At 65.0% G+C, this 17,249-nt stretch carries 17 protein-coding genes; 11 read left to right on the forward strand and 6 right to left on the reverse strand.

What is annotated here, in order from left to right; translation table 11 throughout:
- The 5 genes from serB to AC56PL_RS04945 all read left to right on the forward strand — a co-directional run bounded on the left by serB (nucleotide 1) and on the right by AC56PL_RS04945 (nucleotide 4,256).
- Nucleotides 1-1,260, forward strand: coding sequence for a phosphoserine phosphatase SerB (gene serB, locus AC56PL_RS04925; RefSeq protein WP_497153156.1), 1,260 nt, complete (start codon nucleotides 1-3; stop codon nucleotides 1,258-1,260).
- Nucleotides 1,261-1,262: 2 nt separating this feature from the next.
- On the forward strand, nucleotides 1,263-2,039 hold the full coding sequence (locus AC56PL_RS04930; RefSeq protein ID WP_497153157.1) for an aminoacyl-tRNA hydrolase: 777 nt from the start codon (nucleotides 1,263-1,265) through the stop codon (nucleotides 2,037-2,039).
- A 39-nt stretch (nucleotides 2,040-2,078) separates the two neighbouring features.
- Nucleotides 2,079-2,543, forward strand: coding sequence for a cupin domain-containing protein (locus AC56PL_RS04935; RefSeq protein ID WP_497153158.1), 465 nt, complete (start codon nucleotides 2,079-2,081; stop codon nucleotides 2,541-2,543).
- Nucleotides 2,544-2,613: 70 nt separating this feature from the next.
- Nucleotides 2,614-3,444, forward strand: coding sequence for an ATP-binding cassette domain-containing protein (locus AC56PL_RS04940; RefSeq protein WP_495515264.1), 831 nt, complete (start codon nucleotides 2,614-2,616; stop codon nucleotides 3,442-3,444).
- Complete coding sequence (locus tag AC56PL_RS04945) at nucleotides 3,441-4,256, forward strand: NUDIX hydrolase (protein ID WP_497153159.1); 816 nt, start codon at nucleotides 3,441-3,443, stop codon at nucleotides 4,254-4,256. The genes AC56PL_RS04940 and AC56PL_RS04945 overlap by 4 nt, the downstream gene beginning before the upstream one ends.
- A 40-nt stretch (nucleotides 4,257-4,296) precedes the next feature.
- On the opposite strand, the gene ligD is transcribed toward AC56PL_RS04945, so the two are convergent.
- Nucleotides 4,297-5,262, reverse strand: coding sequence for a non-homologous end-joining DNA ligase (gene ligD / locus AC56PL_RS04950; protein WP_495515266.1), 966 nt, complete (start codon nucleotides 5,260-5,262; stop codon nucleotides 4,297-4,299).
- A 46-nt stretch (nucleotides 5,263-5,308) separates the two neighbouring features.
- Between ligD and AC56PL_RS04955 the strand changes: the two genes are divergently transcribed.
- Together AC56PL_RS04955 and AC56PL_RS04960 are read left to right on the forward strand one after the other, a co-directional pair.
- Nucleotides 5,309-6,097 (forward strand): enoyl-CoA hydratase-related protein, encoded by a 789-nt coding sequence (locus tag AC56PL_RS04955; RefSeq protein WP_495515267.1) that lies wholly within the window; start codon nucleotides 5,309-5,311, stop codon nucleotides 6,095-6,097.
- A 47-nt stretch (nucleotides 6,098-6,144) separates the two neighbouring features.
- Nucleotides 6,145-7,110, forward strand: a complete 966-nt coding sequence (locus AC56PL_RS04960) for a class I SAM-dependent methyltransferase (protein WP_497153160.1) — start codon at nucleotides 6,145-6,147, stop codon at nucleotides 7,108-7,110.
- Nucleotides 7,111-7,178: 68 nt separating this feature from the next.
- Here the strand turns inward: AC56PL_RS04960 and AC56PL_RS04965 are convergent, their stop codons facing one another.
- Nucleotides 7,179-7,916 (reverse strand): GmrSD restriction endonuclease domain-containing protein, encoded by a 738-nt coding sequence (locus AC56PL_RS04965; protein WP_495515269.1) that lies wholly within the window; start codon nucleotides 7,914-7,916, stop codon nucleotides 7,179-7,181.
- A 36-nt stretch (nucleotides 7,917-7,952) separates the two neighbouring features.
- Between AC56PL_RS04965 and AC56PL_RS04970 the strand changes: the two genes are divergently transcribed.
- Nucleotides 7,953-9,146, forward strand: coding sequence for a THUMP-like domain-containing protein (locus AC56PL_RS04970; RefSeq protein ID WP_495515270.1), 1,194 nt, complete (start codon nucleotides 7,953-7,955; stop codon nucleotides 9,144-9,146).
- A gap of 14 nt (nucleotides 9,147-9,160) precedes the next feature.
- Here AC56PL_RS04970 and AC56PL_RS04975 read toward each other — a convergent pair whose 3' ends face one another.
- Nucleotides 9,161-10,498 (reverse strand): outer membrane protein assembly factor BamB family protein, encoded by a 1,338-nt coding sequence (locus AC56PL_RS04975; protein WP_497153161.1) that lies wholly within the window; start codon nucleotides 10,496-10,498, stop codon nucleotides 9,161-9,163.
- Between the two features lie 102 nt (nucleotides 10,499-10,600).
- Between AC56PL_RS04975 and AC56PL_RS04980 the strand changes: the two genes are divergently transcribed.
- Entirely contained in the window at nucleotides 10,601-11,356 is a 756-nt protein-coding gene (locus AC56PL_RS04980) for an acyltransferase (protein ID WP_495515272.1), read from the forward strand.
- Between the two features lie 28 nt (nucleotides 11,357-11,384).
- Here the strand turns inward: AC56PL_RS04980 and AC56PL_RS04985 are convergent, their stop codons facing one another.
- From AC56PL_RS04985 to AC56PL_RS04995, 3 genes are read right to left on the reverse strand one after another with little or no spacing between them, the layout of a single operon-like run.
- A complete protein-coding gene (locus tag AC56PL_RS04985; RefSeq protein WP_497153162.1) occupies nucleotides 11,385-12,677 on the reverse strand; it encodes a glycosyltransferase family 4 protein in 1,293 nt (430 codons plus the stop codon).
- A gap of 31 nt (nucleotides 12,678-12,708) precedes the next feature.
- The gene (locus tag AC56PL_RS04990) at nucleotides 12,709-14,244 is read right to left on the reverse strand and encodes a 1,4-alpha-glucan branching protein domain-containing protein (protein WP_497153566.1); all 1,536 of its coding nucleotides are present in this window, start codon (nucleotides 14,242-14,244) and stop codon (nucleotides 12,709-12,711) included.
- 41 nt (nucleotides 14,245-14,285) lie between these two features.
- The gene (locus AC56PL_RS04995) at nucleotides 14,286-15,089 is read right to left on the reverse strand and encodes a class I SAM-dependent methyltransferase (RefSeq protein ID WP_497153163.1); all 804 of its coding nucleotides are present in this window, start codon (nucleotides 15,087-15,089) and stop codon (nucleotides 14,286-14,288) included.
- Between the two features lie 225 nt (nucleotides 15,090-15,314).
- Between AC56PL_RS04995 and AC56PL_RS05000 the strand changes: the two genes are divergently transcribed.
- A complete protein-coding gene (locus AC56PL_RS05000; protein WP_495515275.1) occupies nucleotides 15,315-16,100 on the forward strand; it encodes an electron transfer flavoprotein subunit beta/FixA family protein in 786 nt (261 codons plus the stop codon).
- A gap of 51 nt (nucleotides 16,101-16,151) precedes the next feature.
- Nucleotides 16,152-17,108: an FAD-binding protein gene (locus tag AC56PL_RS05005; protein ID WP_495515276.1), complete on the forward strand. Its 957-nt coding sequence runs from the start codon at nucleotides 16,152-16,154 to the stop codon at nucleotides 17,106-17,108.
- The last annotated feature ends 141 nt before the right edge of the window (nucleotides 17,109-17,249 follow it).

Consider the following 17,249-nt stretch of genomic DNA (forward strand, 5'->3'; position numbering starts at 1 on the left):
GTGACCAGCAACATCAACCCCGGTGCCAATGCGTCCGCGGGTACCGAAGGAACCACTGTCCTCATCACTGTCACCGGACACGACAAACCGGGCGTCAGCTCAGTGCTGTTCGGAGCATTGTCTAACCGGCAGGTCAGCATTCTCGATGTCGAACAGGTCGTGATCCGGGCGCGCCTGACGCTGGGTGTCCTGGTGAAATGCTTCGGCGACAGCGAAGAACTCCAAGAGGTCGTCGAGCAGGCGATGGATTCGGTGGGCATCGACGTCACCGTCGAGGTCGGCGCCGACAACGCAACCCGGCGGCTCTCGACCCATGCGGTGGTTGTTCTCGGAAGTCCGGTCAGTGCAAAGGGTTTCAGTGCACTCGCCGGGGAGTTGGCCCGCCAGGGCTGCAACATCGACTCGATCCGCGGCATCGCCGACTATCCGGTCACCGGACTCGAACTCCTGATCAGCGTCGACCGCGACAGTGTCGCCGCCGACGCCGCGCTCCGCAAGGGCCTGGCCGGTATCGCGAGTCAGTACGGCATCGACGTGGCCGTCGAACGCGGTGGCCTGGCCCGACGCGCAAAACGACTCATTGTTTTCGATGTCGACTCGACGTTGATCCAGGGCGAGGTCATCGAGATGCTCGCGGCCCGGGCCGGGCGTGAGGCCGAGGTCGCCGCCGTGACCGAGGCCGCGATGCGCGGTGAACTCGACTTCGCCGAGTCGCTGCATCAGCGCGTCGCAGCACTCGAGGGTCTGGATGTATCCGTCCTCGACGAGGTCGCGAACGAACTCGAGCTGACGCCGGGTGCCCGCACGACCATTCGCACATTGCACCGGATGGGCTACCACTGCGGTGTGGTCTCGGGTGGTTTCCGTCAGGTCATCGAACCGTTGGCGCACGAGCTCGAACTGGACTTCGTGAAGGCGAACACCCTCGACATCGCCGATGGCAAGTTGACCGGCAAGGTGATCGGCGAGATCGTCGACCGGGCCGGCAAGGCCACCGCGCTGCGGGCCTTCGCCGACAGCGTGGGTGTACCGATGGAGCAGACGATCGCCGTGGGTGACGGTGCCAACGACATCGACATGCTTACGGTTGCCGGATTGGGGATCGCGTTCAACGCCAAGCCGGCTCTGAAGGAAGTTGCCGACGCGGCGCTGTCGCATCCGTTCCTCGACGCGGTGCTTTTCATTCTCGGCGTCACGCGCGACGAGATCGAAGCAGCAGATGCCGTCGATGGTGTCATGCGTCGCGTGCCACTCAATTGACCATGGAACCCGAAGTGCCGGAGGATCCGGACGCCGTCGAGCGCCCGGACACGTTCGGGCAGCGCTACCAACGCCTGGTCGGATACGTTGGCGGACACAGCGATCCGGACGATCCCGGACAGGTGTTGGCGATGCAGATGGTGTTGCACATCCCGAAGTCGGAGCCGGTTGACCGGATCGACCTGCTCACCGCCGCCGCATCCGCGGTGGCGCTGCTATGTCTCGATGAGCGCAGCGGGCCGGGTGGTCCGTGGGCGGCGGCGATGGACAACTGGTGCGATGCCCGGATCCGGAAGATCGCCCGCCGTGCCCGCGGCGCGCATTGGGAAGCGGCTCAGGATGTTCAGGGGGTCACCGCCACGTACGGGTCGGCGCAGGCCAGAGCGATCGTGCCGGGCCCGGTGGGTCAGACCGATCGCCGGATCGCGCGACTACAGATCGGTGGTACCGAGGTCGACGATCGCGGTGAAAACCCGCCATCCGATGTCGACGCTGATGCCGGCCGTCCGGCCCTGTGGGTCAACCCGACCCTGGAGATGTCGGTGGGCAAGCTGGCGGCACAGGTCGGTCATGCGTCGATGCTGGCGGTCAAACTGATGGATCTCGGTCAAGCAGCGCAATGGTTTTCTGACGGGTGCCCGGTTCGCGTCCGGATGTCGTCGAAATCGCGGTGGGAACAGTTGCTGTCGGCCGATGCCGGCGGAACGGCAGTCGCGGTCCGCGATGCCGGATTCACCGAGATCGCACCGGGTTCGGTGACCGTGATCGCCGCGCTATGAGGTCTGCGACGGCCGCCGCGGGTGACTAGGCTCGAATCCATGACCGAATTTCCGGACTGGGCTGTGAACCTCGATCTGTCGCCACACCCGGAAGGTGGGTTCTACCGCCAGACCTGGATCAGTGATCTGACCATCCCGAAATCGGTGCTACCGCAGGGATATCCTGCCGGCCGGTCGGGCGCCACTGCGATCCTCTTCCTGCTCATGCCCGGACAACAATCGGCGTGGCATACCGTGCGCGGGTCCGAGATCTGGCTGCATCACCGGGGTGCTCCGGTGGCGTTGGGCCTGGGAGGTCTTGGCGCCGCGCCGGCGGATGAACACACGGTGTACGTCGGATCGGACGTGCTTGCCGGTCACCATCCCCAATATGTGGTGATACCCGGTCAATGGCAGCGCGCTTCGCCGCACGGCGATGAGGCGTCGTTGGTGAGTTGTATTGTGGTGCCCGGCTTCGATTTTGCCGATTTCTCGATGGTCGAACCCGATTTCGGGCAGAACTGATTTTCGTTTCGTTTCCCGACACTCCAACCTGGGCGCCGTGTGAGGCAATGCCGTGCGGCACGATAGGGGGGTGCGTGAAACGGATCCAGACCTGCTGATCGACTTTGAAGATGTGGTGCTGCGACGTGAGGGAAACAACCTCGTCGGGCCCATCACCTGGAAGGTGGAACTCGACGAACGGTGGGTGATCCTGGGACCCAACGGCGCGGGCAAGACCTCGCTGATGCGGATGGCTTCCGCCGAGACCCATCCGAGCAGCGGTAGTGCGTTTCTGCTCGGGGAGCCGGTCGGGCGCACCGAGGTGCGGGAGCTGACCGCGCGGATCGGCGTGACGTCGGCGATGCTCGCCGATCGCATCCCCTCCGATGAGGTGGTCAGTGATCTGGTGGTCTCGGCCGGTTACGCGGTCCTGGGGCGTTGGAAAGAGGTCTACGACCAGGTCGATCGCGATCAGGCGCTGGAGATGCTCGAGTCGATGGGCGCCGAGCATCTGGCGAACCGGAAGTTCGGCACGCTGTCCGAAGGCGAGCGCAAGCGAGTGCTGGTGGCGCGGGCGCTGATGATCAATCCCGAACTGCTCCTGCTCGATGAACCGGCGGCCGGACTCGACCTCGGTGGTCGTGAAGAACTGGTGGCGCGCCTGGAGGTGCTGGCCGCCGATCCCGATGCTCCCGCGACCGTTCTCGTGACACATCACGTAGAAGAGATCCCCAACGGGTTCACACACGCGATGCTGCTGAAGGAGGGCGTGGTGGTGGCGCAGGGACTCATGGAAGACGTCGTGACGTCGGCGAACCTGTCGGCGGCCTTCAGCCAGTCGATCGTCCTGACCAGGTCGGGCGGCCGTTACTTCGCCAGGCGATCGCGCCGCGCGGGCGGGCATCGGCGGCGTGCAGAATGAGTAGGTTCACCTTCGCGGAGGATCCGGAATCGGTCCCGATCCGCGGTGCCGCGACCGTGGTGCTGATTCGCGAGAATCAGCAACCCGAGACCCCGATCGACGTATTTCTGATGCGCCGGGTCAAAGCCATGGACTTCGCAGGCGGCGTGACCGTCTTTCCCGGCGGCGGCGTTGACTCTCGCGATGCCGAGGCCGACCTCGCCTGGGTCGGTCCGGATGAGCACTGGTGGGCAGATCAGTTCCACACCGATCCGGCGACCGCACAAGAGTTGGTGTGCGCGGTGGTCCGCGAGCTGTTCGAAGAATGCGGTGTATTGCTGGCCGCCGACGTCGATGGGACATTTCCCGACACCTCGGCGCTGAGCGCGGACCGTGCGGCGCTGGTCGACAAGTCGCTGTCGTTCGCCCAGTTCCTCCGCGACCACAAGTTGCTGTTGCGGGCCGATCTGCTGCGTCCGATGGCGCACTGGATCACCCCGCTCGGGGAGCGCAGGCGCTACGACACCCGCTTCTTCCTTGCGGTACTCCCGCAGGGCCAGCACGCCGACGGTGAGACCACCGAGGCCTCCGAGAGTGGCTGGAGCACACCGGCGGCCGCCCTCGCGGACTGGGAGGCGGGCAACACGCTGCTCCTGCCGCCGACCTGGGCGCAACTGCGTGACCTGACCGAATGCGGCAGCGTCGACGAAGCACTCAGCCGTGAGCGGACCATCGAGGCCATCGAGCCCACCCTCGTCTCGACCGGCGAACACGTCCGGATCGTGTTCGACGAAGAAGATGTCTACGGCGTCGAGCGCACGTTCCTGAAGTGACCTGACCCGTCGAGTGGGCCGAAACCGACGCGATCGTCGGTCATTCGGGATCGGGTGTGGGTTCGGCGCCGTCACGCTCGTCACGGTCGGCCCACTCGAGCAGCGTGTCCAGGCGATAGGCCTTGTCGTCGATCTCGGCATGTAGATCGCCGAGGTCGGCATAGCGGGCCGGGACGGTGGCGATCGTGAACGCCGCAGGCTCGACGTCGTCGATCTCGTCCCAGGTGATCGGTGTCGAGACCGTGCCTTCGGGGTTGCCGCGTACCGAATAGGCGCTGGCGATGGTGTGGTCGCGGGTGTTCTGGTTGTAGTCGACGAAAACGGTTGTCGGGTCGCGGTCTTTGCGCCACCACGTGGTGGTGACCTCGGAAGGTGCGCGGCGTTCGACCTCACGGGCAAACGCGTGCGCCGCCCGCCGGACATCGGCGAAACCCCATTCGGGTTCGATGCGGACGTAGATGTGCAATCCGGAACCGCCCGAGGTCTTGGGGAACCCGCGCATGCCGAGGTCATCGAGCACCTCATGGGCGACGTGTGCGCTGCGGCGGACCCGGTCGAATGAACAGTCCGGCATCGGATCGAGGTCGATCCGCCACTCATCGGGCTTCTCGGTGTCGAAGCGGCGGGAGTTCCACGGATGGAATTCGACGGTCGACATCTGCACGGCCCAGATCACGCTGCCCAGTTCGGTCACACAGACTTCGTCGGCGGTCCTGCCGTATCGGGGGAAGTAGATGTTGACGGTTTCGAGCCAGTCCGGAGCGCCGGCGGGGATCCGCTTCTGATGAACTTTCTGGCCGGCCACCCCCTTGGGATACCGGTGCAACATGCAGGGTCGATCCCGCAATGCGCGCACGATGCCGTCGCCGACCGAAAGGTAATAGTGGACGAGGTCGAGCTTGGTTTCACCGCGCGCCGGGAAGTACACGCGCTGAGGACTCGAGACGCGGACGAGGCGCTCACCGACCTGGACCTCAACCGGCTCGCCGTGCGAGCTTGTTGCCATTACCCGACAGTAGGGTATCGGCGGTGGACCCGGTAGCCTGCCAGGCATGCCTGAGTTCGTATCGTTGCAGACCTCTGAGGACTTTCCCGGGGTCGGAACCATCCTTCTGAATCGCCCGCCGATGAACGCGCTGAGCCGTCAGGTCCAGACCGAACTGGCGCAGGCCGCCCGCGAGGCGACCCTGCGCGATGACATCAAATCCGTGGTTGTCTACGGCGGACCCAAGGTCCTTGCGGCCGGTGCCGACATCAAAGAGATGAACGACATGGATTACGCCGAGATGCGCAAGGTGGCCGGTCGGCTGCAGAGCGATATCGGTTCGATCTCGACCATCCCGAAGCCTACAGTCGCGGCCATCACCGGCTACGCGCTCGGCGGCGGACTCGAAGTGGTGCTCGGCGCAGACCGCCGGATCGCCGGCGACAACGCGAAGCTCGGCGTACCCGAGGTCCTGCTCGGCCTGATCCCCGGTGGCGGTGGCACACAGCGTCTCGCGCGTCTGATCGGACCGGCCAAGGCCAAGGACCTCGTCTTCACCGGACGCTTCGTCGGTGCCGCCGAAGCCCTCGAGATCGGTCTGGTCGATGAGGTCGTCGCACCCGATGAGGTGTACAACGCCGCCCTCAAGTGGGCCTCGCAGTTCAGCGGTGCGGCCAGTGTTGCGATCGCGGCCGCCAAGGCTGCCATCGACGAAGGCCTGGACACCGACCTGACCACCGGCCTGAAGATCGAAGAGCACGTCTTTGCGGCGCTGTTCGCCACCGAGGACCGCAAGATCGGTATGGCCTCGTTCATCGAGAACGGTCCAGGCAAAGCCAAGTTCGTCGGCAAATAAGCACCTCGGTAAATAAGCACATCGATGCGAAAGTGGTTGTAGAGCGTATGACTTCGTCTCCCAACGATCCCGCACCCAATCCGCACGCAACCGCGGACGAGGTGCAGGCAGCACTGCACGACAGCAAGCTCGCCCAGGTGCTCTATCACGACTGGGAAGCCGAGTCGTATGACGACAAATGGTCGATCAGCTACGACGAGCGCTGCATCGACTATGCGCGTGGCCGTTTCGACGCGGTGGCCGGCGACGAGCCGTTGCCGTACGAGCACGCCCTCGAATTGGGTTGTGGCACCGGCTTCTTCCTGCTGAACCTGATGCAGGGCGGCATCGCCAAGAAGGGGTCGGTCACCGACCTGTCTCCGGGCATGGTCAAGGTGGCGTTGCGTAACGCCGAGCACCTGGGTCTGGACGTCGACGGCCGCGTGGCGGACGCCGAGACGATCCCGTACGACGACAACACGTTTGATCTGGTGGTCGGGCACGCTGTGCTGCACCACATTCCGGACGTCGAGAAGTCGCTGCGCGAGGTCATCCGGGTGCTCAAGCCGGGCGGCCGGTTCATCTTCGCCGGCGAACCGTCGACCATCGGTGACTTCTACGCACGCTGGTTGTCCCGGGCCACCTGGGCTGCCACCACCACCGTCACCAAGTTCGGTCCGCTGCAGAGCTGGCGCCGACCGCAGGCGGAGCTCGATGAGTCGTCCCGGGCCGCAGCGCTCGAAGCGGTTGTCGACATCCACACGTTCGATCCGAGTGACCTCGAGAAGATGTCGCGCTCGGCAGGTGCGGTGAATGTGAAGACCGCAACCGAAGAGTTCGCGGCAGCGATGCTCGGATGGCCGGTCCGCACCTTCGAGGCAGCGGTTCCGCCCGGAAAGCTCGGTTGGGGCTGGGCGCGTTTCGCCTTCGGCGGCTGGAAGAACCTCACCTGGCTGGACGAGAACGTCCTCCGCAAGGTCGTCCCCCCGAAGTTCTTCTACAACGTCATCATCACCGGCACCAAGCCCGAGTAAAAACCGGAAGTGGTGGGTTCTGGCGAGTAAATGCGCAGGTCGCGCTCACCAGAACCCACCAACTTCGGTCAGCAGGTGGTCAGGATCTGGGTCATCGCTTCCTTTTCGGCAGCGGTGACCCAGATGTCGTAACGGGCCTTCACATCGATCTGGCGGGCCACGTAGGTGCACCGGTAGGCCTTGCTCGGCGGTAGCCAGGTGGCGGCGTCACCGGCGCCCTTGCGTGAATTGGTGGGTCCGTCGGTGGCCTGAAGGTTCATCGGATCGTTGGCGAGATCGGTGCGCTGCTCGGGAGTCAGTTGCTGCGCACCTTTCTGCCAGGCATCTGACAATGCGACAACATGATCGATCTGCACTGCGGTAGAGGTCTTTTCGCCGCGGACGAAGTCGATGGTCTTGCCCGTGTACGGATCGACGAGCACTCCGGTCAGGATCACACACTCCCGGGTGCCTGGCCTGGCGGTGACCTCGGCGAGGTCGCGGCGCAGGATGTCATTGCGGGTGTCACATCCGTTGTGACCGAATTCCACATTCACGTCGTCGGTCCAGGATTGTCCGAACTCGTCACGGGCGTAACCGGTTTTGGGTGCGCGGCCCTTGACCGCCAGCATCTCCAATTGGGTACGGGCAGCGTCGAAATCACTTGATACCGGTGCGGCAGCTTCTATTGGGTTGGTGAGCTGCGGTGTGGCCGATGGCGGGGCCGAAACGAGGGTGTCGCCGGATATTTCCGTACAGGCGACTCCTCCGATCACGGCCGCGATCACAACTGCCAGGATTCCCGCGCCCCGAGATTTACTACTCACGATCTCCTCGAATTCGACATCGTTACAGTTATACCCGTGGGCTACGACTTCTCGATCGACGACGTTGCATATCTGCGTTCCGATGCCGGACGCAGCGCCCTGGCGTTTGCTGATTCGCTTGTGCTGCAACCCGACACGATGCTCGGTGACATCGAGAAACTTGCACGGAGGTTCTCGCCACACCAGGCCGCGCTGGTCGAGACGGTCACGTTGCGGCGCAAGGCGATTGGCAAACTTCGTGATCCCGAGCGACTGCTGCTGACCGCGGATGCGTTGCAGCAGGCGACGGCCTATCCGGTGGCCGATCACCGGGCGATCGAACTGGCAGCCCGCTATCCGGGGGCCAGGGTTCACGACGTCACCTGTTCCATCGGCGCGGATCTCGCCGCACTGGCTCGGCAAGACGGCCTCGGCGATGTGATCGGCAGCGACCTCGACGAGGTGCGATTGGCGATGGCCGAGAACAACGTCCCCGCAGCGACACTGCGCCGGGCAGATGCGTTGGTGCCCAGCAGTGATGCCGACGTGTTCATCGCCGACCCGGCCCGGCGTAGCGGTGGCCGTCGCAGCTTCCGGATCGAGGACACCGAACCACCGCTGCTCGACGTCCTCGACGTCTATGCCGGCAAGCCACTGGTGGTGAAGTCGGCACCCGGCCTGGACTACGACCTGTTGCGGGAGCGCCATGGATTCACCGGTGAGGTGCAGGTGGTTTCGCTCGACGGGGGAGTCCGTGAGGCCTGCCTGTGGACCGAGCCGACACCTGGGGTGACGCGCCGTGCCACGGTGATCCGGACCGGTACAGGTACGACATTCGAGATCACCGACGCCGCCGACGACAGTGCCGGTGTTGATGAGGCAGGCACCTGGATCATGGATCCCGACGGCGCAGTGATCCGTGCGGGTCTGGTCCGGCACTACGCCAAAGCCCACGACCTGTGGCAGCTCGACCCCCAGATCGCATACCTCAGTGGCGACGAACTACCGGTCGGGGAGCGGGGCTGGCGGGTGCTGGAACAGCTTTCCTACTCCGAGAAACAGCTCAAACGCCGACTGGCCGAACTCGACTGCGGCGCACTGGAGATCCTGGTGCGCGGCATCGACGTCGACCCCGATGCCCTGCGGAAGCGGCTGAAGCTCAAGGGTTCACGATCGCTGGCAGTGGTGATCACCCGCATCGGCCGTCGCGGGGTCATGTTCATCTGTGAGGCCGGGGTTCGCCGCACGTAGTCGGCGCAGCGGTGTCAGTTCTTGGGAGAGTCGAAAAAGAAGACCTCGCCGAGATGGGTGGCCACGGCCACCTGGCCCGACGCGGATACGGCAACACCGGTGGTGAAACCGACAGCGCGCGGAAGCTCGAGGGTGCGTTTAGTGGTGCCATCACCGGAGTCCAGCTCGGTCAGGGTGAGGTTGTCTTCGCCGGGTTCTCGAACCACGGTCCACGCGGTGCCCGAGTTGGTCAGCGTTGCCAGGCTGACCGATTGCAGATCGGTGCGCTCCCACACCGGAACGGCTTTATCGCCTTCGTCGCGGAACGCCCGGACCGGGGAATTGAGCGGTCCGGTCGGGATGAACAGTCCGTCCGGGGCCACCGTCATCGTGGCGAAGCCGAAGTTGCCGACGAAGTAGTCCCATTTCGGCTCACCGGTCTGCGCGTCCAGCGCGTAGATGCTGCCGAGGCGGTTGAACACGTACAGCGTGGAGCGGTCGATCGAGAGGGTCGGTGGCCCGATCACGCCACCGGGGATCTCTGCGCTCCAGGCTTCGCGGATGGAGCGGCTGCCGTCCTGCTCGCCGTAGTCGAATGCGCGGACGCCAGAGGCGATCTCGCCTCTCGGCCAGAAGTTGAGGTAGAAGCGATCGCGGTTGTCGTCGACCGCAGGTGGTGCCTGAACGGGGCACGCCGGCCCGCCCGTGATGCAGTCTCCGAGACCCTCGAGTGGTTTGGTGGGGTCGACGCCGGGCACCAATGCGATCCCGGGGGCCTGCAATTTGCCGGTCTGGGAGTCGAACAGCAGGACCTGTCCGAGGTGACTGACCATCAGTACCGAACCGGGGTTTGCGAACTTGGCCGACAACGGGACCCCGACGACACCGAACTGCCACCTGGTGTCGCCGCTACCGGTGAGACCGAAGAACGTCCCGGCCCGCCCGATGTAGATGTTCTCGTATTGGTCGACGAGCATCGAGTTCAGATCGACACCGTCTCCGAGATATTTGCAGAAGTTCTTGCGACCGGCACGCTGGTCGAACTGGAAGGTGTTGCACCCGCCGTCGGTGGTGGCGGTGACGTTGACATTGGAACGCCCCGAGATCGTCAGGGGAGCACTGATCTGGCCACCGACCGGCCGCGACCACGACAGCGTCAGGTCGCTCCGGATCTCGGGGTAGGCGAAGTTGGAGTTCTGCGCGTTGCCGCCGTAGCTCGACCAGCCCGCGCTGGCCACGGACCGGACATCGTCCACACCGTCCGAACAGGAGCTCAGGAGTACGGCGAGAATCGGCACCAACACCGCGCCCGCCCGCGCACTCACCCGGCGCCCGGACCGTTTGGTGGTCGAGCTCGGCCGCGTCTCCATCATCCTCATCGTGATTCTTGCGTCCCTTCGCCTTGATCGGGCCTGAGCCTATCGCGCGGGACCCACGACCTCGGGTATCGGCGTCCCCCGTTAGTCTTCGTAGCCATGACGAGCATGTGGAATGCGCCACTGCGTCGCCGGTGGCGTGCAGGTCTGCGACGGGATGACGGGCAGGCCCGCTTCCTGACCCGGGATTCGCTGCGCTGGGTGGTGCAGAACAGGGCCTATACCCCCTGGTACCTGGTCCGGTACTTCCGGTTGCTTCGGTTCAAGATGGCCAATCCGCACATCATCCTGCGGGGCATGGTGTTCCTCGGCAAGAACGTCGAGATCCATTCGACCCCTGAGCTCGCCCGCATGGAGATCGGTCGCTGGGTTCATATCGGCGACGGCAATTCCATCCGCTGTCACGAGGGTTCGTTGCGGATCGGCGACAAGGTCGTCTTCGGTCAGAACAACGTCGTGAACGCCTACCTCGACATCGAGATCGGCGCCTCCACGCTGGTTGCCGACTGGGTGTACATCTGCGACTTCGACCACAAGATGGACGACATCACCGTGGCGATCAAGGATCAGGGCATCGTGAAGGGCCCCGTGCGGGTCGGCCCGGACACCTGGATCGCGACCAAGGTTTCCGTGCTGCGCAACACGATCGTCGGACGCGGGTGCGTCCTGGGAGCCCATGCGGTGGTGAAGGGCACGATCCCGGACTTCTCCATCGCCGTCGGATCACCGGCCCGCGTGGTCAAGAACCGCAAGGATGACTGGGCATCGAACGCGCAGGAGCGTGCCGAACTCGAGCGTGCCCTGGCCGATATCGAACGTAAGAAGGCTGCCGCGCAGGCATCACGGAAGCACTAGCCGGACACGGGGCCTGCGCTCGTTGTTGTCAGTCGGCGGGAAGCGCGGCGACCACCGGCACCGCCGGGTCACGTTCGGGCAGTGGACGTTCGACGATGTCGGGCCGGCCCAGTGGGCGCCGGATGCGGCGCTTCGCAGCGAGATAGACCCCGGCGGTACGTTCGGCGACCTGGTTCCAGGCAAAACCGTCGGCCACCCGGGCGCGGGCGGCGATGGCACGTTGCTGAGCGGCATCTGGATCGCCGAGGACCCCGCGGATCGCAGCCGTCAGACCCGCCACGTCGGCGGGTGCGAAACTCATCCCGGTGACACCGTCGGTGACCGCCTCACCGAGCCCACCGGCGGTGGACGTCACCAGAGGGATGCCGGTGGCGGCCGCCTCGAGGGCGATCAGTCCGAACGGTTCGTATCGGCTGGGTAGGACGATCGCGTCACAGTCGTGCATCAGCGTGGTCAGGCCGATCCGGTCGACACTGCCGACCCACCTGATGGCCCGTGACACACGATGTTTGCGCGCGACCTCCTGCAGCCAGTCGAGCTGCGTGCCGTCGCCGGCGACGGTCAGTGTGGTGCCGGGAAACGACCGGCGGATGCGGGCCAGTGCGGCAATCGCGTCCTGCAAACCCTTTTCGTACTCGAGGCGGCCGGCGTAGAGCAGCCTCGGCGGCCCACCGTGGGCGACGCGCTGAGCAAAAGGCCAGGCCTGTACGTCGATGCCGTTGTTGATGGTGTGGATCTCGGCGAGTTCTGGGCCGAACAGCCGGTTCACCTCGTCGTGCATGGATTGCGAGCAGGCGATCAGCGCGTCGGATTCGGCGGCGAGCCACCATTCGACCGAGTGGACCTGCCGGTTCACCCGACCGCTGACCCAACCACTGTGGCGGCCGGCCTCGGTGGCGTGGATGGTGCTGACCAGCGGGACATCGAAGTGCTCGGCCAGCGCGATCGCCGGGTGGGCGACCAGCCAGTCGTGGGCGTGGACCACGTCGGGAATCCACGGGCCTTCGGCAGCAAGGTTTTTCGAGTCACCCAACTTGAGCCCGGCGCGCAGGAGTGAATGCCCCATCGCGAGAGTCCAGGCCATCATGTCTTCGCCGAAGACGAAGTGCGGCGGATCCTCGGCCGCGGCGATCACGCGAACACCCTCGCTTTCGGCATCGGTGCCGGGATTGGTCAATCCGTCGCTGCCGCCGGGTTGCCGCGACAGCACCACCACATCGTGCCCGGCGCGGGCGAGTTCGACTGCGAGATGGTGCACGTGCCTGCCCAGGCCCCCGACCACCACGGGTGGGTACTCCCACGACACGATCAGAACCTTCATGCTGCCCCCGCCATCCGAATCTCGTGCAATCTCATGGTGTTTCCCGCCCCGCAAAATTCAATCGACGTGCATCGAGTCCGGCAAACAGGTTGTCGGCCCGGTTCCATTGCGACGACAGTTGTGCCGCAACCGATTCCCGCCCTCGGTCGGCGGCATCGCAGATCTCCCGTGTCGCGTGGGCATGGGTGTAGAGACGATTACGGGCGTAGTCGGCCGCGGTCTGTTTGGACACCATGAACGGCCAGTCCGATGACAGCGTCATCAGTGTCTCGCGCAGGATCTGATCGCTGACGTGATCCCGCATGGGCTGCTGATCGCGGCGCTTCTGGACGGTGGCCAGCGCCGCCGACACCACTTCGGCGTTGATCCGCACCAGATCCTCGACGACCGGACCGTTCCAGACCCGCCAGTCCTTTCCGGAACCCCAGGATGACTCGCTCAGCTCCACGGGCGCCCCGACATAGCCCTCATCGCGTGCGGTTTTCAGTGTGCCCACGGTGATCCCGGCCTCGGGCAGGGCGCGCAGGACGGCTTCGAGCCACTGCGGTCCCTCGTGCCACCAGTGACCGAACAGTTCGGTGTCGAACGCGGCGACCACATGCGCCGGACGGCCGATTCGTCGGCTCTCGCTGATCAATCGTTCGCGGACACAGGTGACGAAGTCGTCGACGTGGCGGCGTAGTGCGGCCTGTGCGCGGGCCGGTTCGTAGGGCTTCTTGTCCGGCCCCGCGACGGTTCGTCCGGTGACCCGCGCCGGTTTGAGGCCGAATTGATGGTCGTACGTATGGAAGTCGCGGTAGGCGCTGTTGCCCGGGTAGCCCGATTTCGGTGACCACACCCGATAGGACACCTGCAGGTCGCGGCCGAAGGCGACCACATTACTGTCGCCAACCGTGCGGCCAAGGCTGGTGTCGCCGTGCAGAGCCGGGCCGTCGACCATGAAGTGCCGGACACCGGCGGCCTGGTAGTCGGCCTCCATACCCGGCGCGTAGGCGCATTCCGGTGCCCAGATCCCCTCGGGGCGGGTGTTGAACCGTTGCTGCGCGTCGTACAGACCCTCGCGGAGCGAGAACTCACGCAGTCGGGGATCGAGGAGTGGCGCAAACGGGTGGGCCAGTGGTCCGCCGAGCAACTCGATGGTGCCGGAGTCGACAACGGAGCGGATCAGCGCGGAACCGCCATGGCGCCAATGTGTTTCGAAGTCGTCCAATGCAGCTGCGGCACTGCGGTATTCACGAGTACCGAGCTCGTTGATCGATGCGGTGGGACGTGCGGTGCTACCGGTGTCGGCGCGGGAGATCGCGGCCTCGGCGCCACGGAGCTGCCAATCGGCGAGCCACTCGTACATCGAGCTCAGGCAGTGAGGATCGTCGAGCTGGGCGGCCAGGACCGGCGTGATGCCCAGCGTCAGCTGGTCGGTGAAGCCATCGGCGGCGAGTCGTCGGAGCGCGGCGAACACCGGCTGGTACGACGTGGCCCACGATTGATAGAGCCATTCTTCGCCGACCGGCCAGCGACCGTGATTGGCCAGCCAGGGCAGATGGGAATGCAGCACCAGACTGAACATGCCCGGTGCCGGGCTCGCCTTGTCGGGCAAGGCGTTGTCCCTCAAGGCTTCACCGCGATGAACAGCAGGTCGAGGCTCGCATCGAGGTCGGTGTCGCTGATGTCGAAGTCGCAGGTCCCGACCCCGGCGACGTCATCGGTCAGCTCCTGCGGCCAGGGCTGCCCGGACAGGGCGCGTTCGATCTGGGCGTCGATGAACGAACCACCCCACTTGCTGTCGAGGGTGCGCATGCCGGCGCCGTGGAACACCCCGAGTGTTTCGGTGACCGTGAAACCGGCGTCTTCGAGGAGCTCGCGCAGTTCGGCGGGATTCAGTTCGCGCGTATGAAAAGGATTGAGGGGGGTGTCGCGACCGGGGGAGAAGGTGATCCGGTTGGGGGTCGAGATCAGCAGTTCGCCCCCACGGCGTAGGACGCGCAGACATTCGGCAACGAATGCGGGCTGATCCCAGAGGTGTTCGATCACTTGGAAATTCACGACCGTGTCCACCGATTCGGCGGCGATGGGCAGGTCGATCAGGTTGGCCTGATGGATGGTGAGCTGCGGATAGCGGGCGCGGGTGTGCTGCACCGCGGACAGGTCGTAGTCGACACAGGTGACACCGCCGGCCACGGTCGAGATCAGATCGGCGCCATAGCCCTCGCCGGATCCGGCTTCGAGCACGTCTTTACCGCTGCAACGTTGCAGTATGTATTCATAGGCCACCTCGTGACGGCGGAACCAGTAGTTTTCCTCGGCGATGCCGGGAACCGTTCGTTCGCCGGTGAGGGCAAGCGCGGGCGGCACCGATTCACCCGTGTCGGGCTGGGTGACGGTGTCCTGCGATCCACGCGTGCGGTTGGCCATTTAGGGGAGCCTAGTGGTCGCGGAGTCGGACCTGAAGGGCGACTTGGAACCAGAGTTCAGATCTTCGTCGCCGAGCGTTCACGACCGTAGGAATGTGACGGAGGTCATTGTGACAGAATCGGGTGGTCGACCTCCTCTTTGTGCGCGCTAAGGTGGTACAGAACAAGGCGTACTTACCGACGGGTAAGTTGTCCAGAACCCTACGCAGGAGGTCGACGTAGACCCATGACAAATATTGTCGTTCTGATCAAGCAGGTCCCTGACACGTACTCCGAGCGGAAGCTCAGCGACGGTGACTACACCCTCGATCGCGAAGCTGCCGACGCTGTGCTCGACGAGATCAACGAGAAGGCCGTCGAAGAGGCCCTGCAGATCAAAGAAGCCAACGGTGGCGAGGTGACCGTGCTGGCCGTGGGCCCCGCCCGGACCACCGATGCGATCCGTAAGGCGCTGTCGATGGGTGCTGACAAGGCTATCCACGTCCAAGATGACGCAATGCACGGCAGCGACGCCATCCAGACCGCGTGGGTTCTCGCCCGTGCGCTGGGTACCGTTGAAGGTGTCGAGCTGGTCATCGCAGGTAACGAGGCCACCGACGGCCGCGTCGGCGCCGTGCCCGCGATCATCGCCGAGTACCTCGAACTGCCGCACCTGACCCACCTGCGCAAGCTGACCGTCGACGGCGAGAAGCTGACCGGTGAGCGTGAGACCGACGAGGGTATCTTCCACCTCGAATCGGCTCTGCCCGCGATCGTCAGCGTCGGCGAGAAGATCAACGAACCCCGCTTCCCGTCCTTCAAGGGCATCATGGCAGCAAAGAAAAAAGAGGTTCAGATCCTTTCGCTCGCGGACATCGGCGTCGAACCCGAAGAGGTCGGTCTGGCCAACGCCGGATCGACGGTCACCGCCTCAACCCCGAAGCCTGCGAAGACCGCAGGCGAAAAGGTCGTCGATGAGGGTGACGGCGGCACGAAGGTCGCCGAGTTCCTGGTCGGCCAGAAGATCATCTGATCTTCTCCGCCACACACCACCACATCGACCACCATCCAAGGAGTAAAAGCCATGGCTGAAGTACTTGTCCTCGCTGAGCTGGACGCCGAAGGGGCCCTGAAGAAGGTCACCTCTGAGCTCATCACCGCTGCCCGCGCCCTGGGCAGCCCGTCGGTGGTTGTCGCCGGCAAGCCCGGAACCGCCGACGCCATCATCGACGGCTTGAAAGAAGCCGGCGCTGAAAAGGTCTACGTCGCAGAGTCCGACGCAGTCGACGGCTACCTCGTCACCCCCAAGGTCGACATCCTCGGCACCCTCGTCGAGCAGGCCGCTCCGGCAGGCGTGATCGTGGCTGCCACGGTCGACGGCAAGGAAATCGCGGGCCGTCTCGCTGCCCGTCTCGGTTCGGGTGTCCTCGCCGACGTCATCGACGTGAAAGAGGGCGGCATCGGCGTCCACTCGATCTTCGGTGGCGCGTACACCGTCGAGGCTCAGGCCGGCGGCGATGTCCCCGTGTTCTCGATCCGCCCCGGTGGCGTCGAGGCCGCTCCCGCGCCCGGTGCCGGTGAGCGTGTCGACATCGAGGTTCCCGAGGTTCCCGAGAACGCCGTCAAGATCACCAAGATCGAGCCGAACATCGGTGGCGATCGCCCCGAGCTGACCGAGGCCACCATCGTGGTCTCCGGTGGCCGCGGCGTCGGCAGTGCCGAGAAGTTCTCCGTCGTCGAAGAACTCGCCGATTCGCTGGGTGCCGCTGTCGGCGCTTCGCGTGCGGCCGTCGACTCCGGTTACTACCCGGGACAGTTCCAGGTCGGTCAGACCGGCAAGACCGTGTCGCCCCAGCTCTACGTGGCACTCGGCATTTCCGGTGCCATCCAGCACCGGGCCGGTATGCAGACCTCGAAGACGATCGTCGCTGTCAACAAGGACGAAGAGGCACCCATCTTCGAGATCGCCGACTTCGGCATCGTCGGCGACCTGTTCAACGTCGCCCCGCAGCTGACCGAGGCGGTCAAGGCGCGCAAGTGAGCGCCTAGCGCCTCCGCGCTTCGCAGGCAATCGAACGACCCTTCACCCGAATCGGGTGGAGGGTCGTTTGCTGTTCATCCACCCTGCCTGTTCACCCAATTGGCACCGACACCTAACGTCTGCGCAGTCGCCCGGTACGGC

This window comes from Williamsia sp. Y721 (assembly GCF_059683565.1).